Origin of the sequence: Enterobacter sp. HK169 (genome assembly GCF_001719105.1) — a bacterium.
Classification (GTDB): Bacteria; Pseudomonadota; Gammaproteobacteria; order Enterobacterales; family Enterobacteriaceae; genus Enterobacter; species Enterobacter asburiae_B.
The window spans coordinates 845,386-867,312 of the sequence record NZ_CP017087.1 but is presented as its reverse complement, the minus strand read 5'-3'; the positions used below and the strand labels follow the sequence as shown (position 1 = coordinate 867,312).

The following is a 21,927-nucleotide window of genomic DNA, read 5'->3' as shown; positions in this document are numbered from 1 at the left end:
AAGGACCTTAAAATGAAAATGCCCAGAATTGTGCTGATTTCAGCACTGGTTTCGTGCGCCTTGTTATCAGGGTGCAAGGACGACAAAAAGTCTGCTGTCACCATTGAGTTTATGCACTCGTCAGTCGAGCAGGAGCGCCAGGCGGTTATCACGAAGCTTATCGAAAAGTTCGAGAAAGAGAACCCTGGCATCACGGTGAAACAGGTCCCGGTCGAAGAGGATGCCTACAACACCAAGGTTATTACGCTCGCCAGAACGGGCGCGCTGCCAGAGGTGATTGAAGTCAGCCATGACTACGCGAAAGTCATGGACAAGGAACAGCTGCTGGATCGCAAAGCTATCGGCGAAGCCATTAAAGCGGTAGGCGAGGACACCTTCTATGACGGCATCTTGCGTGTTGTTCGTACGGAAGACGGTTCTGCCTGGACGGGTGTGCCAGTCAGCGCCTGGCTATCCGGCGTCTGGTATCACAAAGATGCACTGGCTGCGGCGGGTATCCAGGAGCCGCATAACTGGGCGCAGCTGCTGAAAGCCAGCCAGAGCCTTAACGACCCGGCCAAAAAACATTACGGCATTGCGCTGCCCACCGCCGAAAGCGTGATGACGGAGCAGGCATTCTCCCAGTTTGCGCTTTCCGGCGGCGCGAACGTTTTTGATGCCAAAGGGAACGTCAACATCGATACCCCTGAAATGGCAAAAGCCCTGGCGTTTTATAAAGATCTGGCCGCGACCACCATGCCGGGTTCAAACGACGTCATGGAGATCAAAGATGCCTTCATGAACGGTTCTGCGCCGATGGCGGTGTACTCCACCTACATCCTTCCGGCGGTATTCCAGGACGGAAACCCTGCCAACCTGGGCTTCGTCGTCCCAACAGAAACCTCTTCTGCCGTTTACGGCATGGTCACGTCGCTGACGATTACCACCGGTCAAACCGAAGATGAGACCCAGGCGGCTGAAAAGTTTGTGACCTGGATGGAGCAGGCTCAAAACGCAACCGACTGGGTCATGATGTCGCCCGGCGCGGCACTGCCGGTGAACAAGCTGGTGGTGGGCACCGATACATGGAAAAACAACGATGTGATTAAAGCGTTTGGGCAACTGCCTTACGAACTGATTGCGCAGTTCCCTAATGTGCAGGTGTTTGGCGCCGTGGGCGACAAAAACTTCACTCGCATGGGCGACGTTACCGGGTCCGGCATCATCAGTTCCATGGTGCATAACATCACGGTGGGGAAAAAAGATCTCAGCAACACGCTTAGTAACAGCCAGAAGCGTCTGACCGATCTGATTTCACAACGATAGGAGCGCTCTGCGGAAGGAAATTATGAAGACGTTGTTTTCTGGTCGTTCAGATATGCCTTTCGCCATGCTGCTGTTGGCCCCCAGCCTGATTTTGCTGGGGGGCCTGGTGGCCTGGCCAATGATTTCCAATATTGAAATCAGTTTCTTACGTCTGCCGCTTAACCCGCGCATTAGCGCTGTGTTTGTCGGGCTGGATAATTACATTCGCATTCTCAGTGATGCAGCATTCTGGCACTCCCTGTGGATGACGTTCTGGTACACCGCGCTGGTGGTGATCGGCAGCACGGGGTTGGGGCTGGCGGTGGCGATCTTCTTTAACCGTGAATTCCGTCTGCGGAAAACGGCACGTTCACTGGTGATTTTGTCCTACGTCACCCCGTCCATTTCGCTGGTGTTTGCATGGAAATACATGTTCAACAACGGCTACGGCATTGTGAACTATCTGGGCGTTGACCTGCTGCATCTGTATGACCAGGCGCCGCTGTGGTTCGACAATCCTGGCAGCAGCTTTGTGCTGGTGGTGCTGTTCGCCATCTGGCGCTACTTCCCGTACGCGTTCATTTCGTTCCTCGCGATTTTGCAGACCATTGATAAGTCGCTGTATGAAGCGGCGGAAATGGACGGCGCGAATGCCTGGCAGCGTTTTCGAATCGTTACGCTGCCCGCGATTATGCCGGTGCTGGCAACGGTGGTGACGCTCCGCACTATCTGGATGTTCTATATGTTTGCGGATGTCTACCTGTTGACGACCAAGGTCGATATTTTGGGCGTCTACCTCTACAAAACGGCATTTGCTTTCAATGATTTGGGTAAGGCTGCGGCGATCTCCGTCGTGCTGTTTGTGATCATCTTCGCGGTGATTCTGCTGACCAGAAAAAGGGTAAACCTCAATGGCAACAAATAAACGCGTACTGAGCCGTATTGGTTTTTATCTCGGTCTGGCGGTGTTCCTGGTCATCACGCTGTTCCCGTTCTTCGTGATGCTGATGACGTCGTTTAAGAGTGCGAAAGAGGCGATATCGCTTAACCCGACCATATTGCCGCAGGCGTGGACGCTGCAGCATTACGTCGACATCTTTAATCCGCTGATTTTCCCATTCGTGGACTATTTCAAAAACAGCATGATGGTGTCGCTGACCTCCTCGGTGATTGCCGTATTTCTCGGCACGCTGGGGGCTTACGCCTTGTCCAAACTGCGTTTTAAGGGCCGCATGACGATCAATGCGAGTTTCTACACCGTCTACATGTTCTCCGGGATATTGCTGGTGGTGCCGCTGTTCAAAATCATCACTGCCCTTGGGATCTACGACACCGAGCTGGCGCTGATTATCACCATGGTGACCCAAACGTTACCGACAGCGGTGTTCATGCTGCGCAGCTATTTCGACACCATCCCGGACGAAATCGAAGAAGCCGCGATGATGGACGGCCTTAACCGCCTGCAAATCATCTTTCGCATCACCGTGCCGCTGGCGATTTCCGGGCTCGTGTCGGTGTTTGTCTACTGCTTCATGGTGGCGTGGAACGACTATCTGTTTGCGTCCATTTTCCTGTCCAGCGCCAGCCATTTCACCTTGCCGGTTGGGCTGAACACGCTCTTTAGCACGCCAGATTATATCTGGGGTCGCATGATGGCGGCATCGCTGGTGACGGCGCTTCCGGTTGTCATCATGTACGCCCTGTCTGAACGTTTTATTAAAAGTGGTTTGACCGCCGGTGGCGTGAAGGGCTGAGGCGGCCAATTTTAACAAGGAGTCAGTCATGAAAAAATTAGTTGCGACAGCGCCTCGTGTAGCGGCGCTGGTGGAATATGAAGATCGTCCGGTTGCCGTCCATGAAGTGAAAATTCGCGCCCGCTTTGGCGCGCCGAAACACGGTACCGAAGTGGTGGATTTCCGCGCCGCCAGTCCGTTTATCGATGAAGAGTTCAATGCGGAGTGGCAGATGTTTACCCCGCGTGAAGAGGGGGCGGCCCGCGGGATCGAATTCGGTAAGTTCCAGCTGGGCAATATGATTGTTGGCGAGATTATCGAATGCGGTGCTGACGTCACGGAATACCAGATCGGCGACAGCGTCTGCTGCTACGCACCGCTGCAGGAAACGGTGATCGTTAACGCGGTGAATAACTATAAGCTGCGCAAAATGCCGCAGGGCGCCTCCTGGAAAAACGCCGTTTGCTACGATCCGGCGCAGTTCGCCATGAGCGGCGTGCGTGATGCCAACGTCCGCGTGGGCGACTTTGTTGTCGTGGTCGGTCTGGGAGCCATTGGGCAAATTGCGATCCAGCTGGCGAAAAAAGCCGGTGCGTCAATCGTCATCGGCGTCGACCCTATCGAACACCGCTGTGAGATTGCCCGCCGTCATGGGGCAGACCACTGTCTGAACCCAATCGGCACCGATGTCGGTCTGGAAATCAAAAAGCTGACCGGGAAGCAGGGCGCGGACGCGATCATCGAAACCAGCGGCTTTGCAGATGCGCTGCAGTCCGCGCTGCGCGGACTTGCCTACGGCGGCACCATCTCCTATGTAGCTTTCGCAAAACCGTTCGCGGAAGGCTTTAACCTCGGCCGCGAAGCGCATTTCAATAACGCGAAGATTGTCTTCTCCCGCGCCTGTAGCGAACCCAACCCGGACTACCCGCGCTGGAGCCGCAAGCGTATTGAAGAGACCTGCTGGGAATTGCTGATGAACGGTTATCTGAATTGTGAAGATCTGATCGACCCGGTCGTGACCTTCGCCACCACCCCGGAAAGCTATATGAAGTATGTCGATCAGCACCCGGAACTCAGTATCAAAATGGGCGTCACTTTTTAAGCTAAGGACAGCAAATCATGAAGATCGCAACACAAAACCAGGCCTTTTTCCCGGTCAATATCATGGAGAAATTCGAGTACATCAAAGCGATGGGCTTTGATGGTTACGAAATTGACGGCCGCCTGCTGGTGGAAAACCTCGATGAAGTGAAAGCGGCCATCAAAGCCACCGGTCTGCCGGTGACGACAGCATGTGGCGGATACGATGGCTGGATCGGTGATTTCATCGAAGAACGCCGTCTGAACGGGTTACAGCAGATTGAACGCATTCTGAAAGCGCTGGCGGAAGTTGGCGGAAAGGGCATTATCGTGCCTGCTGCCTGGGGGATGTTTACCTTCCGTCTACCGCCAATGACCTCTCCACGCAGCCTGGACGGTGACCGCAAAGCCGTAAGCGCCTCCCTGCGCTGGCTGGATGAGGTGGCGGCTCGCACCGGAACAACCGTCTACCTGGAGCCGCTGAACCGCTATCAGGATCACATGATCAACACTCTTGCTGACGCGCGTCGCTATATCGAAGAGAACGGCCTGAAGCACGTGCAGATCATCGGCGATTTCTATCATATGAACATCGAAGAAGACTCGCTGACGGATGCGCTGCATCAGCACCGCGATCTGCTGGGCCATGTGCACATCGCAGATAACCACCGCTACCAGCCTGGGAGCGGCAGCCTCGATTTTGCCAGCCTGTTCGCTCAGCTGCGTGCTGATAACTACCGGGGTTACGTGGTGTATGAGTGCCGTGTTCGCGCCGAGGATCCGGCTCAGGCATACCGGGATTCGCTCACTTACTTGCGTAAATGCTAAGGATGACGAGCGTGATGAGTGCTTCTACACCTTCGCCTCTGCGCGTCGCCATCATTGGCGCCGGGCAGGTCGCGGATAAAGTGCATGCCTCGTATTACGCCACGCGCAGGGATGTTCAGATGGTGGCTGTCATGGACAGCCACCCTGAACAGGCTCGGGCGTTTGCGGAACGTCATGGTATTCCCTCGGCATGGCAGGATGCGCGAGAGATGCTCGAGGCGGTTAAGCCGGATGTGGTGAGCGTCTGTTCGCCTAACCGGTTCCATTTCGGGCACGTCATGGCAGCGCTGGAAGCAGGCTGCCACGTGATGTGTGAAAAACCGCCAGCTATGACGCCGCAGGAGGCAGATCGGATGCGCATGGCCGCGCGCAAGGCGGGAAAAGTGCTGGCGTATGATTTTCACCATCGTTTTGCTCTCGATACGCAACTGCTGCGTGAAGCTGTGATAAAGGGGGCGCTGGGAGAAATTTATTACACCACGGCGCAGGCGCTACGCCGCTGCGGGGTTCCCGGCTGGGGCGTCTTTACCAACAAAACGCTTCAGGGCGGTGGGCCGCTGATTGATATCGGCATCCATATGCTCGATGCCGCGATGTACGTGCTGGGGTTCCCGGCGATAAAAAAGGTGACGGCACATAGCTTCCAGAGGCTGGGAAACCGTAAAAGCAGCGGCCAGTTTGGCGAGTGGGATCCCACGCAGTTTACCGTTGAAGATGCCCTGTTTGGCACCATTGAGTTCTGCAACGGCGGCATTTTGCGTCTGGACACGTCGTTTGCGCTCAATATCCGTGAACAATCCATTATGAACGTCGCATTCTGCGGCGAAAAGGCTGGCGCCATGCTGTTCCCGGCGCACATCTACAACGACGAAGCCGGTACTTTAGTCACCCTCACGCAGCGTGAAGAGGCTGACGACCAGCGTCATATGCGCAGTATGGATGCCTTTGTGCGGCATGTGCAGGGAGAGCCCGTCATGATCGCTGATGCGGAGCAGGGGCTGGTTATCCAGCAGCTTGTCGCCGCGCTGTATGAATCAGCAGAAACAGGGGAAAGCGTGACGATATGCTAAACGTGTCTGTATTAACCGACCCGGGCTTTTGTCCACACAGCCTGAATAAATACGCCTCCATCATGGCCTGCGGTAATGGCTACATGGGGATCCGCGCTGCGCACGAAGAAGATTACACCCAGCAAACCAGAGGCATGTATCTTGCGGGCCTCTATCATCGTGCTGGTCGCAACGAGACCACTGAGCTGATCAATCTGCCGGATATCATCGGTATCGATGTTGAGCTGGATGGCTTCAATTTCACGCTCCTGTCAGGCGAAATCCTCGAGTGGCAGCGCGAGCTGGCGTTTGCTAATGGCGAGCTTCGTCGCAGCGTCGTCTGGCGCTCGCCTGACGGGAAACGCTATCGTCTGGAGAGCCGTCGTTTTGTGTCGCTGGACCAGTTGCCCTTAGTGGCCATGCAGCTTTCGATTACACCGCTCGATACCGCCACGCAGGCCGTGGTGCAAACCGGCATTGACGCAACGCAAACGAACAGCGGCAGACAGCATCTGGATGAAATGTCGGTCAGAGTGTTCGACCAGCAATATATGCAGGGCGTGTATGAAACGCAGGACCGCGCGTCTGAGATTGTTGTTTCAGCATATTGTCAGCTCTCCGCGAAGAGCGATAGCTGTTTCACCGCCAAAAATCGTCGTCTCAGCGTTCATCATTCGCTGACGATTGCTAAGGGTGACACTGTCACGCTTGAAAAAATCGTCTGGGTGGCACATCGCAGTGATAAAGCACTGTCGCAGGCCTCGTTCGCCCGAAACGCGCTGGCCGATCTTAAGGTCTGTGCGGCAAGAGGCTACGACGCCTTGCTTGAGAGTTCGGCGTGTGCCTGGCAAGAGGTCTGGTGCGATGCTCGGGTGGAGGTGGAGTCTACGGAACATCAGGATCAGATGGCGCTGGATTACGCCGTCTGGCATTTGACGACCATGACGCCAGCCCATGATGAGCGAAGCAGTATCGCCGCCAAAGGGCTGACGGGCGAGGGGTATAAAGGCCACGTCTTCTGGGATACCGAAATTTTCCTGCTGCCTTTCCATCTCTTCACGCGACCTCAAATCGCCCGTAGCCTGCTGCGCTATCGTTGGCTCAACCTGGCCGGGGCGCGGGAAAAAGCCCGTCGCAACGGCTGGCCCGGCGCGTTGTTCCCATGGGAAAGCGCCGCCAGCGGGCTGGAAGAGACGCCGGAGTTCGCGGCTATCAACATCCGAACCGGCACGCGCCAGAAGGTGGCCTCCGCGCTGGCGGAACACCACATCGTGGCTGACATTGCCTGGGCCGTCGTCGCTTACTGGCAGGCGACGCAGGATGAGACCTTTATGCGAAACGAAGGCCTGACGCTGCTGATGGAAACCGCCGCGTTCTGGATGGGCCGCGCGACGGAAATTAATGGTCGTCTCGAAATCCATGATGTTATCGGACCGGACGAATACACCGAGCATGTGAACAACAACGCGTATACCAACTATCTGGCCTGGCACAACGTTGCCTGCGCTCGCCAGTTTATGGCGATATTTGGGCGCGAGGATGAAGGTTTTACGCACAAAGCGACACGGTTCCTGACGTGCTTATGGCTGCCGGAGGCCAATCCAGACGGTGTGATCCCGCAGGATGATACCTTCATGGCCAAACCGGCCATCGATCTCAGCCGCTACAAAGCCAAAGCGGGTAAGCAGACCATTCTGCTCGATTATTCCCGCGCGGAAGTCAACGACATGCAGATCCTTAAGCAGGCTGATGTGGTGATGCTTACCTACCTGTTGCCGGAGCGGTTTACCCCGCAGCAGTGTGCCGCCAATCTGGCGTTCTATGAGCCCCGCACGATCCATGACTCTTCGCTGAGCAAGGCCATTCACGGCATTGTGACTGCCCGCTGTGGTGACGTCGAAGGTGCCTACGCCTTCTGGCGCGATGGCGTCGCTATCGATCTTGGGGACGACCCGCACAGGTGCGATGACGGAATTCACGCCGCTGCGACCGGCGCTATCTGGTCCGGCGTCATTCAGGGCTTTGCCGGTATGCAGATAGTGGATGGGGAGCTGCATCTTTCGCCCAGGTTGCCGGCCCACTGGCGAAGACTGGCATTCCCGCTGCGCTGGCGAAATGCAACGCTGCACTTCACCTGTGAAAACGAGGTGTTAACCATTGAAGCTTCGGCACCTTCCATGTTGACGCTGTGGGGCAAGACGCTACACGTATCGGGGCGGACAGTTTGCGCTTATAAGGATTTTCTTGCACCTGTTAATGGGACCGCTACCACGGAGGGGCGCCATGACGCTTAAGGCGGTTGTATTCGATCTGGACGGTGTGATCACCGATACCGCACACCTCCATTTTCTGGCCTGGCGTGCAGTGGCGGATGAAATCGGCATCACCTTCGACGAAGTATTTAACGAACAGCTGAAGGGCATTAGCCGCATGGATTCCCTGCAGCGCATCCTGAAGCATGGCGGGAAAGAGGGGATGTTCAGCCATGAGCAGTGCCTCGCGCTGGCGACGAAAAAGAACGCGCTCTATGTCCAGTCTCTGGCGTCGCTGACGGAGGATTCACTGCTTCCGGGTATTCGCGACGTCCTGGCGGATATCCGTGCGGCGAAGGTCAAAATTGGGCTCGCCTCCGTATCCCTGAATGCCCCGGGGATCCTGCACGCGCTGGGCATTCATCAGGCCTTCGATTTTTGCGCCGATGCTTCCCGTATTCGCCGCTCAAAGCCAGACCCGGAGATCTTCCTTGCTGCCTGTGCAGGCCTGAATGTGCGTCCTGACGAGGCTATAGGTATCGAAGATGCACCTGCAGGCGTTGAGGCGATCAACGCGGCGGGAATGCTATCGGTTGGGATTGGATCTGGCCTGAACCATGCGGGTTTACAACTTCATTCAACGCGGGAACTGACCTGGAAATGCCTGACCGAGTTTTGGGCATCCCGGACGTATTGATAAGGAATTAACAATGGCTCAACTGTCCCTGAAACACATTCAGAAAATCTATGATAACCAGGTCCACGTGGTTAAGGATTTCAGTCTCGAAATAGAAGACAAGGAGTTCATCGTCTTCGTCGGGCCTTCGGGCTGCGGGAAATCCACGACGCTGCGCATGATTGCCGGTCTGGAGGAGATCAGCGCGGGTGAACTGATTATTGACGGGGTGTGCATGAATGACGTGCCCGCCAAGTCACGCGATATCGCGATGGTGTTCCAGAACTATGCGCTTTATCCGCATATGACGGTCTACGAAAACATGGCGTTCGGCCTGAAGATGCAAAAAATTGCGCCTGTGGTTATCGACGAGCGCGTTAACTGGGCGGCACAGATCCTCGGATTACGCGAGTACCTCAAGCGTAAACCGGGCGCGCTGTCCGGCGGCCAGCGACAGCGCGTGGCGTTGGGCAGGGCGATCGTGCGCGAAGCGGGCGTGTTCCTGATGGATGAACCGCTCTCCAACCTTGATGCCAAGCTTCGCGTGCAGATGCGGGCTGAAATCAGCAAGTTGCACCAGAAGCTCAACACCACGATGATTTACGTGACCCACGACCAGACGGAAGCCATGACGATGGCGACCCGCATCGTGATCTTAAAAGACGGCATTATTCAGCAGGTCGGCGCTCCGAAGCAGGTATACAACGAACCGGCAAACATGTTTGTTGCTGGGTTTATTGGATCGCCAGCCATGAACTTTATTCGCGGTGCTATCGACGATCGCTATTTCGTCACGGAAACGCTGCGTCTGGCGATCCCGGAAGACAAGCTCGCTTCACTGAATGCCGCAGGGTATCAGCGCAAAGCGGTGGTGTTTGGGATCCGCCCGGAAGATATTCTCACTCTGCAGAGCAGTGGTAAAAATATCGCGGCGAAAGTCAGCGTAGCCGAACTGACCGGCGCAGAATTTATGCTTTACGCCACCGTTGGCGGTCATGAGCTGGTGGTTCGCGCTGGCGCGGCGAATGATTATGCCGCAGGGGATAATATCAATATCCAGTTCGATATGAATAAGTGCCATTTCTTCGACGCTGAAACCGAAGCGGCTATTAGATAAGAAAGGTGTTCGCCGGAAATGCAAATTTCCGGTTTTTTTGTTTGTTACTTATAAAGGGAAAATTAAATGAGTACTCTACTAAGAAGTGCTGCGCTCGTTCTGTGCGCAGGAGTTAGCTGTGCACAAGCATCAGAAGCAGCTAAACAGTGGGAATTTAATATTGGCGCAATGTATGAAATCGAAAACGTTGAGGGGCAGGTCGACGATAAAGATGGATTATATGAACCTTCCGTATGGTTTAATGCAACCTGGGATGCGTGGACTATTTCGCTGGCGATGTATCAGGAGGGGCCGGTTGATTACAGCAGTATGACCCGTGGAACCTATTTCGATCGTCCTGAATTTCAATTACGCTATCGCTTTATCGGAACCGATAATTTCACCTTCGGTCTGACTGGCGGTTTCCGTAATTATGGTTATCACTTTAAAGATGAGCACGGTGCCAAAGACGGCAGCGCTAATATGCAGCGCTACAAAGTTCAGCCTGACTGGGATATTAAATTAACCGACGACTGGCGTTTTGGCGGCTGGTTTGCCATGTATCAGTTTGCTAACGATCTGCAAAAAACCGGCTATGCTGACAGCCGCGTTGAAACCGAAACGGGCTTTACCTGGACCATTAACGAAACCTTTGCGGCTAAAGTGAATTATTATTTAGAGCGCGGCTTCAATATGGACAGTTCCCGTAATAACGGCGAATTTTCTACTCAGGAAATTCGTGCCTATCTGCCCATTTCGTTAGGCCAGACCACCTTAACGCCTTATACCCGCCTGGGGCTCGATCGCTGGTCTAACTGGGACTGGCAGGACGATCCTGAGCGTGAAGGACACGATTTCAACCGACTCGGTCTCCTCTACGCTTACGATTTCAACAATGGTTTATCCATGACGCTGGAATACGCCTATGAGTGGGAAAACCACGATGAAGGCGAAAGCGACCGCTTCCACTATGCGGGGGTTGGCGTAAACTACGCGTTCTGACCGACTGCACGCCAGGGGCACTTCGCCCCTGGTTTTAGCGAAGGGAAGCAGCCAACAAAAAGTGGGTATCAACAAGCACTTTTTGCGGGGCGGGATGACCCGCAATACGCCTGAAAAGAAGATCGCAGCTCTCTTCTCCCAGCTTTCGGGTGGGGATATCAAAGCCGCCAGGCGAGGGCGTTAAAATGAGAGACAGCATCGGGTCACTGTATCCGGCTATCACTACCTGCTCCGGGATCATCAGGTTCAACTCATCCGCCGCGCGATAGAGGCTAAGTAACTTCATGCTGTCGGTAGCGAATACTGCATCAGGCGGCGTGGGTGAAGACAACAATTCCAGCGCTGCCGTAAGCGCACTCTCATGGGTATAACCGCCATCCCTGATCCAGTCCGGGTTAAGGGCAATATGGTGCTTTTCCAGACTGGCTTTATAGCCCGCAAGGCGATCGATCGAAACATGATAATCAAGCGGGGCATGCAGACAGGCAATTTTACGGCGTCCGTTTTTAATAAAGGTTTCGGTCAGCGTGGCGCTGTCATGGAAATTATCCGTGTCGACGGAATAGATATTTTGATACTCACCTTCCACTTTACCGATAACCACTACCGGTACGCCATACGCATCCAGCGTGGTGAAAAAGGATTCATTTGCCGGTGAGCTCAGCATAATGATCCCTTTGATCATCTTCTGTTTTATTTTACTCACGCATTTCAGCAGATCGTCTTCGCTGCTTTTTGACGTTTGTAAAATAACGTCAAATCCTTCTTCTTCCGCTTTTGCCGTAATGGCATGCAGGACATCGGAGAAAAAAGGATTACCGGCGGTGGTTTTGGTTGAACGGGTCGAAATAACCATAATGGCATCGAAGCCTGAAGAGGTCAGGGCGCGGGCCAGTTTGTTGGGCTGATAATTTAATTCGTCAATCGCCTTCAGCACTTTTTCACGCGCTTCGGGAGAAATATTTGTTTGTTTATTCAGAACGCGGGAAACGGTTGATTTCGATACGCCCGCAACCCGTGCGATATCATAGATGGTGGGTGACATACACCTTACTCACTCCGGACTGACAGCAATGCCGTTCATCTTACTGGAGAGAAAACGGCAATAGCAATAAATAAGAATTGATAATCAACGATCTGCCCCCCATTTATTGTATTCTGAAGCAATGCATTCAAGGCTTCCAGGCAACGAAGGACGGCGATGAAGCGACTTAAAAACGAAATCAATTCACTGGTGAACCGCGGCGTTGACCGTCATCTGCGTCTGGCCGTGACGGGGCTGAGCCGCAGCGGTAAGACGGCGTTTATCACCGCGATGGTGAACCAGCTCCTGAACCTGCACGCCGGGGCGCGTCTGCCGCTGCTCAGCGCGGTGCGGGAAGAACGCCTGCTGGGCGTGAAGCGCGTTCCTCAGCGTGATTTTGGGATTCCACGTTTTACCTATGACGAAGGGCTGGCGCAGCTCTATGGCGATCCGCCCACGTGGCCGACGCCGACGCGAGGGGTGAGTGAAATTCGCCTCGCGCTGCGCTTTCGCTCGAATGAAACCCTGATGCGCCACTTCAAGGATACCTCTACGCTGTACCTTGAAATCGTCGATTACCCCGGTGAATGGTTGCTCGACCTGCCGATGCTGGCGCAGGATTACCTCAGCTGGTCCCGCCAGATGACGGGCTTGTTACAGGGGCAGCGCGCCGGGTGGTCGGCCAAATGGCGACAGCTGTGCGAAGGCCTGGACCCGCTTGCATCGGCCGATGAAAATCGTCTGGCGGCCATTGCCGAAGCCTGGACGGCGTATCTGCACCAGTGCAAGCAGGAAGGGTTGCACTTCATTCAGCCGGGTCGCTTTGTCCTGCCGGGTGATTTAGCGGGCGCGCCTGCGCTTCAGTTCTTCCCCTGGCCGGACGTGGATAGGGTGGGCGAGTCGAAGCTGGCGCAGGCCGACAGGCACACTAACGCCGGGATGCTGCGCGAGCGTTACAATTACTACTGTGAAAAAGTGGTCAAGGGATTCTATAAAAACCACTTTTTGCGATTTGACCGTCAGATTGTGCTGGTGGATTGTCTGCAGCCGCTCAACAGCGGGCCGCAGGCCTTCAACGATATGCGTCTGGCGCTGACGCAGCTGATGCAAAGTTTTCACTACGGGCAGCGGACGCTGTTTCGCCGTCTGTTCTCACCGGTGATCGATAAACTGCTCTTTGCGGCCACCAAGGCCGATCACGTCACGGTCGACCAGCATGCCAATATGGTATCGCTGCTGCAGCAGCTGGTGCAGGACGCCTGGCAAAACGCCGCCTTCGAAGGGATCGGCATGGATTGCCTTGGGCTTGCGTCCGTGCAGGCAACGCAAAGCGGGCTGATTGATCTTAACGGCGAGAAAATACCGGCATTACGCGGGAACCGGCTCAGCGACGGTGAACCGCTTACCGTCTATCCGGGCGAAGTGCCTGCGCGGCTGCCGGGTCAGGCCTTCTGGCAGAATCAGGGTTTCCAGTTTGAAGCCTTCCGCCCGCAGGCAATGAGCGTCGATAGGCCATTACCACACATCCGTCTGGATGCGGCGCTGGAGTTTTTGATTGGAGATAAATTGCGATGACGGAACCGTTAAAACCGCGCATAGACTTTACCGGAACGCTTGAGCAGGATCCTCAGGAGGCGTTCAAAACCGCGCAGACGTTCAGCGGCACGCAGGCTGATAACTTTGCTCCGGCCCTGACAGAGGAGCCCGGCGTCGAGGAAGGTCCGGCAGAGGCGGTTGTGGAAGCCGCCCTGCGTCCAAAACGCAGCCTGTGGCGCAGGATGGTCACCGCCGGTCTGGCGCTGTTTGGCGTAAGCGTGGTTGGGCAGGGCGTGCAGTGGACGATGAATGCCTGGCAAACTCAGGACTGGGTCGCGCTGGGCGGATGTGCCGCGGGCGCGCTGATTGTGGGGGCGGGCATCGGGTCGGTTGCCACCGAGTGGCGGCGGCTCTGGCGTTTGCGCCAGCGCGCGCACGAGCGTGATGAAGCGCGGGATCTGCTCCACAGTCACGGCACCGGTAAAGGCCGCGCGTTCTGTGAAAAGCTGGCCAGCCAGGCGGGAATCGATCAGTCGCATCCGGCGCTTCAGCGCTGGTATGCCGCCATCCATGAAACACAGAATGACCGGGAAGTGGTGACGCTCTACTCCCATATGGTTCAGCCGGTACTGGATGCCCAGGCGCGACGCGAGATCAGCCGTTCTGCGGCGGAATCCACCCTGATGATTGCCGTCAGCCCGCTGGCGCTGGTCGATATGGCCTTTATCGCCTGGCGTAACCTGCGCCTGATCAACCGTATCGCGAACCTTTACGGCATAGAGCTGGGTTACTACAGTCGACTCCGGCTGTTCAAGCTGGTCCTGCTCAATATCGCGTTTGCCGGGGCGAGTGAACTGGTGCGCGAAGTGGGAATGGACTGGATGTCGCAGGATCTGGCGGCGCGTCTTTCCGCTCGTGCCGCGCAGGGTATCGGCGCAGGATTATTGACCGCGCGTTTGGGGATTAAAGCGATGGAAGTCTGCCGTCCGCTGCCGTGGATTGATGGCGATAAGCCCCGGCTGGGGGATTTCAGGCGCGAGCTGATCGGCCAGCTTAAAGAGACGCTCAATAAAAAACCGGCTCCGTGAGGTTTTGTTCACTTATCGTGCTGGCTGTCAATATTTGTTGACAGCCATCTTCCCGATCACCGTGTTCTGGCATATCATTTTACTGTTATTGGCTTAAAACGGTGAATTTCCCATGCGTCTTGAAGTCTTCTGTGAAGACCGTCTCGGTCTGACCCGCGAGTTACTCGATCTTCTTGTTTTACGTAGCATTGATTTACGTGGCATTGAGATCGATCCTGTCGGGCGAATTTACCTCAATTTTGCCGAAATTGAATTTAATACCTTCAGCAGCCTGATGGCGGAAATCCGCCGTATCGCTGGCGTTACGGATGTACGCACCATTCCCTGGATGCCCTCTGAGCGTGAGCACCTGGCGCTGAGCGCGCTGCTGGAAGCGATGCCTGAGCCGTTCCTCTCCCTGGATTTGAAAAGCAAAGTTGAGCGCGTTAACCACGCGAGCTGCCAGCTTTTCGCGCAGAGCCAGGAGAAGCTCAGCAATCATAACGCCGCGCAGCTGATCCCCGGCTTTAACTTCCAGCGCTGGCTGGACAGCAATCCGCAGAACACGCTTAGCGAGCATGTGGTGATTAACGGGCAGAATTTCCTGATGGAGATCACGCCGGTCTATCTGAAAGGGGAAGGGAATACCCGCGTGTTGACCGGGGCGGTGATCATGCTGCGCTCGACGTTACGCATGGGTCGCCAGCTGCAGAACATTTCCAGCCAGGATGTTGGCGCGTTCAGCCAGATTATTGCCGTCAGCCCGAAAATGCGCCATGTGGTTGACCAGGCGCGCAAGCTTGCAAGCCTGACCGCGCCGCTGCTGATTACCGGGGATACCGGCACCGGGAAAGACCTGCTGGCTCATGCGGTGCATCTGGCGAGCCCGCGTGCGGCTAAGCCTTATCTGGCACTTAACTGCGCCTCTATTCCGGAAGATGCCGTTGAAAGCGAGCTGTTTGGCCACGCGCCGGAAGGCAAGAAGGGGTTCTTCGAGCAGGCTAACGGTGGCTCCGTGCTGCTGGACGAAATCGGCGAAATGTCGCCGCGCATGCAGGCTAAGCTGCTGCGTTTCCTGAACGACGGAACCTTCCGCCGCGTCGGTGAGGATCACGAAGTGCATGTGGACGTGCGCGTCATTTGCGCCACCCAGAAAAACCTGGTGGAACTGGTGCAAAAGGGGATCTTCCGCGAGGATCTCTATTACCGCCTCAACGTCCTGACGCTGAATATTCCCCCGCTGCGCGATTGTCCGCAGGACATCATGCCGCTCACGGAGCTGTTCGTCGCCCGCTTTGCCGACGAGCAGGGGGTGCCGCGTCCGAAGCTGTCTGCCGATCTCGGCACGGTGCTCATGCGCTACGGCTGGCCGGGCAACATTCGCCAGCTTAAAAACGCCGTTTATCGTGCGCTGACCCAGCTGGAAGGCTATGAACTGCGTCCGCAGGATATTCTGTTGCCTGATTACGACGCGGGGACGGTATCGGTTGGCGAAGAGGCGATGGAAGGTTCGCTGGACGATATCACCAGCCGTTTTGAGCGTTCAGTGCTGACGCAGCTGTACCGCAGCTATCCCAGCACCCGCAAGCTGGCAAAACGCCTTGGCGTCTCGCATACCGCGATCGCGAACAAGCTGCGTGAGTACGGTTTGAATCATAAGAAAGGCGACGAATAACAAAAAGCCTCTGTAAAGAGGCTTTTTACTTTGCGTTTATTCCTTCGCCATCGGCGTGTTAACGATTTCTGTTTTTGTCTCTCCCTGAATCGATGCAATCCTGTTTTCGACCTCTTTCACCTGCTGCGGGCTGTGCAGCAGGGTATAGGTCAGGTCAAACTGCGCGCTGGCACCGGGCTGCAGCTGCTTAACCCGCTTCTGCTCGCGTTCAATCGTAACGGGGTAGGCGTAGCTGGTGCCTGGCTCAATGCCCGTGACGTAGCCCTGCTTCAGCGTGTCGGTGTTCTTCCATAAGGTCAGCACGGGCAGCTGGCGGGTATCAAACTGGATTGACGCGCCTTTATCTCCGGCTTTATTGACCACCGCCGCAAGCGTTTCGTGGTTATTGTCCGCGAGCGGTTTAATGTTAAAGACCATCTCATCAAAGCCTTTTGTCGGCCCGGCATAGGTTTGCCAGTTGTTAACCCCCGCTTTGGCGTAGTCATTGAACGGGCTCACGCTCGCCGCCGGCGCAAGGAAACGGGCGCCTTCTTCGAGGATCGGCGTGCCGAAATTGCTGTGATAGATGATTTGGTAATCGTGAGGGTAATCCGCATGGTTGGTCAGAACATCGTGCAGGCTGAACTGGTTAGTTCCGGGAACGTAGCGCAGTTCGGTCATGGTTTGCAGATCCGATTTTTTAAACGTGCTCTCTTTGATCAAACCCCGAACGCGGATTTCATGCGGGGCGGCATCGGCGATTTCAACCTCGACCTGCGAAACGGGGGTATTACCGGCCCTGCCGTGCAGGGTGTAAATTTGCCCGTCAGCGGTAACCGGGTGTCCTGTCCACTCATAGCCACAGCGCACCATCATCTCGTTGAAACCATCCAGCCAGCCGAGACCGTTGCGGCTCTCAAGATTGATATATGCCGGATTAACGACCTCTTTAACGGGCGAATTCCACCCCAGTCGGGTGCCAAAGCCTTCTACATGCAGAAGGTTCATCCCGCGGGTCGGGCTCAGGGTGATGGTGAGGCCATCTTTGCTGCTAATAATGATGACTTTGCTGCCTTCCTGTTTACCACCGTGTAAGACTTTTTGCTCAATGCTGAACGTTTGGTCTTTAACTTTCAGCTCATCACTGGAAATCTTCCAGTTTCCTTTCTCTACGCTGCTTTCAGCGCTTGTCAGCACCCAGGTTTTGGCCGCTGCATGGCCAGAAATCAGTACCGCAAGGAGCGTAAAAGCGAATTTAATCTTCATATTTTATCCTTTTTGCTGAAACGATTATTTTCTTTCGTAAGCAAATCTAATGTTTAGGCAAAAAGGGAAATGTGATGTGCTTCACTGGGGATGAAAATAAGGAATTTTAACGATTATTATGCGTTATTGATCACGTTAATGTTACGCGACGACGTTTTTATTGCATGATTAATGTGATTTGTGAGTATTTTTGCTTTAACGATTCAGCCTTTGCGCAATAAAAAACCCCGCCGCGGCGAGGTTGGAATAAGTTGTATAGAATGCTAAGTACTTATTATGCTTTCAGCACGTCCAGCGCGGCAGTGTAGTCCGGCTCGGTGGTGATTTCGTTAACCAGTTCGCTGAAGACAACGGTGTCGTTTTCATCCAGAACCAGTACGGCACGTGCCGCCAGACCTTTCAGTGGGCCTTCCGCGATGCTGACGCCGTATTTCTCGAGGAAATCTGCGCTGCGCAGGGTGGAGAGGGTAATAACGTTGCTCAGGCCTTCAGCACCGCAGAAACGGGACTGGGCAAACGGCAGGTCAGCGGAAATGCACAGCACAACGGTGTTGTCCATTTCAGTCGCCAGCTGGTTGAATTTACGCACGGACGCGGCACAAACGCCGGTATCAATGCTTGGGAAAATGTTCAGTACTTTGCGTTTGCCCGCAAACTGAGCCAGTGTGACGTCAGACAGATCTTTAGCCACCAGAGTAAAAGCCTGCGCTTTGCTGCCAGCCTGCGGAATGGAACCTGCAACAGCAACCGGGTTGCCCTGGAAATGAACGAGTTGTGACATAGATATCTTCCTGTTTACATATAGTTAACGTCGGGGCTAGTGTATGCCATCAGCGGATAACACGGCAAACCAAATTTTTCGCCTTTCCGGGCCGCAAGGAGTCAGTGATGAGAAGCGTTAAGGTCTATGAAGAAGCCTGGCCATTGCATACCCCGTTTGTGATCTCCCGCGGCAGTCGAAGTGAAGCCAGCGTGGTCGTGGTTGAAATTGAAGAAGAGGGGGTTAAAGGCGTCGGGGAATGTACGCCTTACCCGCGCTATGGAGAAAGTCCTGCGTCGGTGATGGCGCATATCATGACCCTGGTGCCTGACCTGCAAAAAGGGCTCACGCGCGAGGCATTACAGCAGCGTTTACCCGCCGGGGCTGCGCGCAACGCCATCGACTGTGCGCTCTGGAGCCTTGAGGCCGCCAGGCAGCAACAATCGCTGACGTCCTTGCTGGGGGTGGCGCTGCCGGAGTCCGTCGTGACGGCGCAAACGGTCGTGATTGGTGAGCCGGAGCAGATGGCTGCCAGCGCAAAAGCGCTCTATGACGCCGGGGCCACGCTGTTAAAAGTGAAGCTCGACGATCGCCTGATCAGCGAGCGGATGGTCGCCGTTCGCTCGGCGGTTCCCTCGGCCACGCTGATTGTTGACGCCAACGAGTCGTGGCATCCCGAGGGGCTTGCCGCCCGATGCCAGCTGCTGGCCGATCTGGGCGTGGCGATGCTGGAACAGCCTCTGCCAGCGAAGGATGATGCGGCGCTGAAGAATTTTATCCATCCGCTGCCCGTCTGTGCGGATGAAAGCTGTCATACCCGCGAGAATTTGAGCGCGCTTAAGGGCAGCTATGAGATGGTCAATATCAAGCTCGACAAGACCGGCGGGCTGACAGAAGCGCTGGCCCTGGCGGCGGAAGCGCAGGCGCAGGGCTTTTCCCTGATGCTGGGATGCATGCTCTGCACATCCCGGGCGATCGACGCGGCGCTACCGCTGGTCAATCAGGTCCGTTTCGCCGATCTGGATGGCCCGACGTGGCTGGCGGTTGACGTTTCACCGGCGCTTAATTTTACCAGCGGCGTGCTTCATCTTTGAGGCTGCCAGCGCAGTAGCTCCATCATCGCGTTTAAGTATTTTTCGCTGGCTTCGTCGGAGGAAATTGGCGGAAATTCAGCGGTGATGCAGGGCAGGCTCAAATCGGCGCACCAGCTACCGAACGATCCGGGTGTTTCATAGCCGACGCTGGTGACGAGCGGCAGGGCGAAAGCCTGCGCCAACCACGCGCCCAGTTCGGAGTGACGCGGATCTTCAATGCAGGCCAGCGGATCGTGGAAGGAGACAACCCAGGCGGGGTGGATCTTATGGATAAGCTGGCACAGCGCCTGCGTTTCCGGCTCCGAGCCAGGCTTGTCTCCCGTCAGCAGCACCACGTCTCGCTCCTCGGCGGAGCTGTTCCAGCGATAAACCGTTTCTCCGGCGCGCCAGTTTGCCGCCGGGAAATTACGGTTCAGGTCAACGCCCCTCGCATTCGCCCGTAATCCAAGCTGACAGCCGTCCGGATTGACGGCAAGAATCACGTGGTGACGGCGCAATGAAGGCGTCAGCGTCCGCAGCGCGCAGGAAAGCGTGACGATGGACGAGTTCTCATCTCCGTGCGTGCCGGCAATGACCAAACCGCTGCTGCGATCGGCATCGGGCGCCGGGAACCAGATCAGCGATGCGCCTAAAAATGAGCGGCCATATTGCTCAGCGCCCGGCGGAAAGGCTCCGCGTTCCGCTCGTGGTCGGGTGATTGCCATACGAAATCCTGATAAAGAAGTCTCTACTGGCAGTGTTGTGCAAAACCCGCTGTTAATCAAATAGTTTCCGTAACGCTTGAGAATTGCCTTAAATCACTATTCAGGCGTAAGGTATTTGCATTTCTCTGTTTCGAAACAAATAATTACGCATCTGCTTGTTACCTGAATTCATCAAAGGGGATCTTATGAAGCATCCTGTTTCGCGTCTTTGCGCTGCACTGTACCTGTGCGGACTCTCTACACTCTCGTACGCTGCTGATGTGCCCCAGGGCACGGTACTGGCGCAAAAACAGGAGCTGGTCAGGCATATCAAAGACGAACCGGCTTCGCTCGATACGGCAAAAGCGGTGGGATTACCCGAGATTCAGGTAATTCGCGATCTTTTCGAAGGGCTGGTAAATCAGAACGAGAAAGGGGAGCTGACCCCCGGCGTGGCGACGCGCTGGCAGAGTAACGATAACCGTATCTGGACGTTCACCCTGCGCGATAACGCGAAATGGTCTGACGGTACGCCCGTCACCGCGCAGGATTTTGTCTACAGCTGGCAGCGTCTGGTTGACCCGAAATCCACCTCTCCGTTTGCCTGGTTTGCGGCGCTGGCAGGCATCAACAACGCGCAGGCCATTATTGATGGCAAAGCGGCGCCAGATACCCTGGGCGTGACGGCGGTGGATGCCAGAACCTTACGCGTCCAGCTGGACAAACCGCTCCCGTGGTTTAGCAACCTGACGGCGAACTTTGCCTTCTATCCGGTGCAAAAAGCGAACGTTGAAAGCGGGAAAGAGTGGACGCGTCCGGGCGCTCTGGTGGGTAACGGCGCGTACGTCCTGAACGACCGCGTGGTGAATGAAAAACTGGTTGTCGTGCCAAATACGCACTACTGGGACAACGCGAAAACTGTCCTGCAAAAAGTGACCTTCATTCCGATTAATCAGGAATCGTCCGCCACTAAGCGCTATCTGGCGGGGGATATTGATATCACCGAATCGTTCCCGAAAAACATGTATCAGAAGCTCCTGAAGGACATTCCGGGACAGGTGTATACGCCGCCTCAGCTCGGGACCTATTACTATGCGTTTAACACGCAAAAGGGCCCGACGGCCGATGCCCGGGTTCGTCTTGCGCTGAGCATGACTATCGATCGCCGCATTATGGCGGAAAAGGTATTAGGTACAGGCGAGAAGCCGGCCTGGCATTTCACCCCAGACGTGACGGCGGGCTTCACCCCTGAGCCTTCACCGTTCGAGCAGATGTCCCAGCAGGAGCTGAACGCTCAGGCGAAAACTTTGCTCCAGGCCGCAGGTTACGGCCCGCAGCGTCCGCTGAAGTTGACCCTGCTGTACAACACCTCGGAAAACCATCAGAAAATCGCCATTGCGGTGGCGTCCATGTGGAAGAAAAATCTCGGTGTGGACGTCAAACTGCAAAACCAGGAGTGGAAAACCTATATCGACAGCCGTAATACCGGCAATTTTGATGTGATCCGCGCGTCATGGGTAGGCGATTACAATGAGCCGTCGACCTTCCTGTCCCTGCTGACCTCCACCCACAGCGGCAATATCTCGCGTTTCAACGACCCGGCCTACGATAAAATTATCCACCAGGCGACGCTGGAAACCACGGCGAAAGCGCGTAATACGGACTACAACATGGCGGAGAAAATCCTCCTGGAGAAAGCGCCTATCGCGCCCATTTACCAGTACACCAATGGTCGCCTGATTAAGCCCTGGGTGAAAGGCTACCCCATCAATAACCCGGAAGACGTGGCGTATAGCCGGACCATGTATATCGAGAAGCACTGATGTTTTATGAGGCCTGGCGC

19 protein-coding genes are annotated in these 21,927 nt (G+C 55.5%); 15 read left to right on the top strand and 4 right to left on the bottom strand.

Going from position 1 to position 21,927, the window contains the following annotated elements:
* Positions 1–12 precede the first annotated feature (12 nt).
* From EnteroDNA1_RS04165 to EnteroDNA1_RS04120, 10 genes are all read left to right on the top strand, one after another.
* Entirely contained in the window at positions 13–1,305 is a 1,293-nt protein-coding gene (locus EnteroDNA1_RS04165; RefSeq protein WP_069302916.1) for an ABC transporter substrate-binding protein, read from the top strand.
* 22 nt (positions 1,306–1,327) lie between these two features.
* Entirely contained in the window at positions 1,328–2,209 is an 882-nt protein-coding gene (locus EnteroDNA1_RS04160; protein WP_023312040.1) for a carbohydrate ABC transporter permease, read from the top strand.
* Complete coding sequence (locus tag EnteroDNA1_RS04155; RefSeq protein ID WP_064672642.1) at positions 2,196–3,038, top strand: carbohydrate ABC transporter permease; 843 nt, start codon at positions 2,196–2,198, stop codon at positions 3,036–3,038. The genes EnteroDNA1_RS04160 and EnteroDNA1_RS04155 overlap by 14 nt, the downstream gene beginning before the upstream one ends.
* Positions 3,039–3,066: 28 nt before the next feature.
* Positions 3,067–4,119, top strand: coding sequence for a zinc-dependent alcohol dehydrogenase (locus tag EnteroDNA1_RS04150; RefSeq protein WP_064672641.1), 1,053 nt, complete (start codon positions 3,067–3,069; stop codon positions 4,117–4,119).
* A gap of 17 nt (positions 4,120–4,136) precedes the next feature.
* Complete coding sequence (locus EnteroDNA1_RS04145) at positions 4,137–4,925, top strand: sugar phosphate isomerase/epimerase family protein (protein WP_064672640.1); 789 nt, start codon at positions 4,137–4,139, stop codon at positions 4,923–4,925.
* Between the two features lie 11 nt (positions 4,926–4,936).
* Entirely contained in the window at positions 4,937–5,995 is a 1,059-nt protein-coding gene (locus tag EnteroDNA1_RS04140) for a Gfo/Idh/MocA family protein (protein WP_134211512.1), read from the top strand.
* Positions 5,989–8,268 (top strand): glycoside hydrolase family 65 protein, encoded by a 2,280-nt coding sequence (locus EnteroDNA1_RS04135; protein WP_069302914.1) that lies wholly within the window; start codon positions 5,989–5,991, stop codon positions 8,266–8,268. Before EnteroDNA1_RS04140 ends, EnteroDNA1_RS04135 begins: the two co-directional genes overlap by 7 nt.
* Positions 8,258–8,923: a beta-phosphoglucomutase gene (pgmB, locus tag EnteroDNA1_RS04130; RefSeq protein WP_047061000.1), complete on the top strand. Its 666-nt coding sequence runs from the start codon at positions 8,258–8,260 to the stop codon at positions 8,921–8,923. The genes EnteroDNA1_RS04135 and pgmB overlap by 11 nt, the downstream gene beginning before the upstream one ends.
* Positions 8,924–8,936: 13 nt before the next feature.
* On the top strand, positions 8,937–10,019 hold the full coding sequence (locus EnteroDNA1_RS04125) for an ABC transporter ATP-binding protein (RefSeq protein ID WP_069302913.1): 1,083 nt from the start codon (positions 8,937–8,939) through the stop codon (positions 10,017–10,019).
* 66 nt (positions 10,020–10,085) lie between these two features.
* Positions 10,086–11,000: an OmpG family monomeric porin gene (locus tag EnteroDNA1_RS04120; RefSeq protein WP_069302912.1), complete on the top strand. Its 915-nt coding sequence runs from the start codon at positions 10,086–10,088 to the stop codon at positions 10,998–11,000.
* A 34-nt stretch (positions 11,001–11,034) separates the two neighbouring features.
* Here EnteroDNA1_RS04120 and EnteroDNA1_RS04115 read toward each other — a convergent pair whose 3' ends face one another.
* A complete protein-coding gene (locus EnteroDNA1_RS04115) occupies positions 11,035–12,045 on the bottom strand; it encodes a LacI family DNA-binding transcriptional regulator (RefSeq protein WP_033145717.1) in 1,011 nt (336 codons plus the stop codon).
* Positions 12,046–12,201: 156 nt separating this feature from the next.
* Here EnteroDNA1_RS04115 and EnteroDNA1_RS04110 point away from each other — a divergent pair, with 156 nt between their 5' ends.
* The 3 genes from EnteroDNA1_RS04110 (at position 12,202) to tyrR (ending at position 16,302) form a co-directional block, all read left to right on the top strand.
* Positions 12,202–13,599 (top strand): YcjX family protein, encoded by a 1,398-nt coding sequence (locus EnteroDNA1_RS04110; protein WP_069302911.1) that lies wholly within the window; start codon positions 12,202–12,204, stop codon positions 13,597–13,599.
* Positions 13,596–14,648 carry a YcjF family protein gene (locus EnteroDNA1_RS04105; RefSeq protein WP_045400123.1) on the top strand — a complete coding sequence of 351 codons (1,053 nt, stop codon included), beginning with the start codon at positions 13,596–13,598 and terminating at the stop codon, positions 14,646–14,648. Before EnteroDNA1_RS04110 ends, EnteroDNA1_RS04105 begins: the two co-directional genes overlap by 4 nt.
* A 112-nt stretch (positions 14,649–14,760) precedes the next feature.
* A complete protein-coding gene (gene tyrR / locus EnteroDNA1_RS04100) occupies positions 14,761–16,302 on the top strand; it encodes a transcriptional regulator TyrR (protein ID WP_023335909.1) in 1,542 nt (513 codons plus the stop codon).
* 36 nt (positions 16,303–16,338) lie between these two features.
* Here the strand turns inward: tyrR and EnteroDNA1_RS04095 are convergent, their stop codons facing one another.
* Positions 16,339–17,547: an aldose 1-epimerase family protein gene (locus EnteroDNA1_RS04095; protein ID WP_064672635.1), complete on the bottom strand. Its 1,209-nt coding sequence runs from the start codon at positions 17,545–17,547 to the stop codon at positions 16,339–16,341.
* A gap of 274 nt (positions 17,548–17,821) precedes the next feature.
* The gene (gene tpx, locus EnteroDNA1_RS04090; protein WP_023335907.1) at positions 17,822–18,328 is read right to left on the bottom strand and encodes a thiol peroxidase; all 507 of its coding nucleotides are present in this window, start codon (positions 18,326–18,328) and stop codon (positions 17,822–17,824) included.
* Between the two features lie 107 nt (positions 18,329–18,435).
* On the opposite strand from tpx, the gene ycjG reads away from it, so the two are divergent.
* Entirely contained in the window at positions 18,436–19,401 is a 966-nt protein-coding gene (gene ycjG / locus EnteroDNA1_RS04085) for an L-Ala-D/L-Glu epimerase (RefSeq protein WP_069302910.1), read from the top strand.
* Here ycjG and mpaA read toward each other — a convergent pair.
* Positions 19,392–20,105: a murein tripeptide amidase MpaA gene (mpaA, locus tag EnteroDNA1_RS04080; protein ID WP_033145711.1), complete on the bottom strand. Its 714-nt coding sequence runs from the start codon at positions 20,103–20,105 to the stop codon at positions 19,392–19,394. The genes ycjG and mpaA overlap by 10 nt on opposite strands.
* A gap of 185 nt (positions 20,106–20,290) precedes the next feature.
* Between mpaA and EnteroDNA1_RS04075 the strand changes: the two genes are divergently transcribed.
* Positions 20,291–21,907: a peptide ABC transporter substrate-binding protein gene (locus tag EnteroDNA1_RS04075; RefSeq protein WP_069302909.1), complete on the top strand. Its 1,617-nt coding sequence runs from the start codon at positions 20,291–20,293 to the stop codon at positions 21,905–21,907.
* Positions 21,908–21,927: the final 20 nt, after the last annotated feature.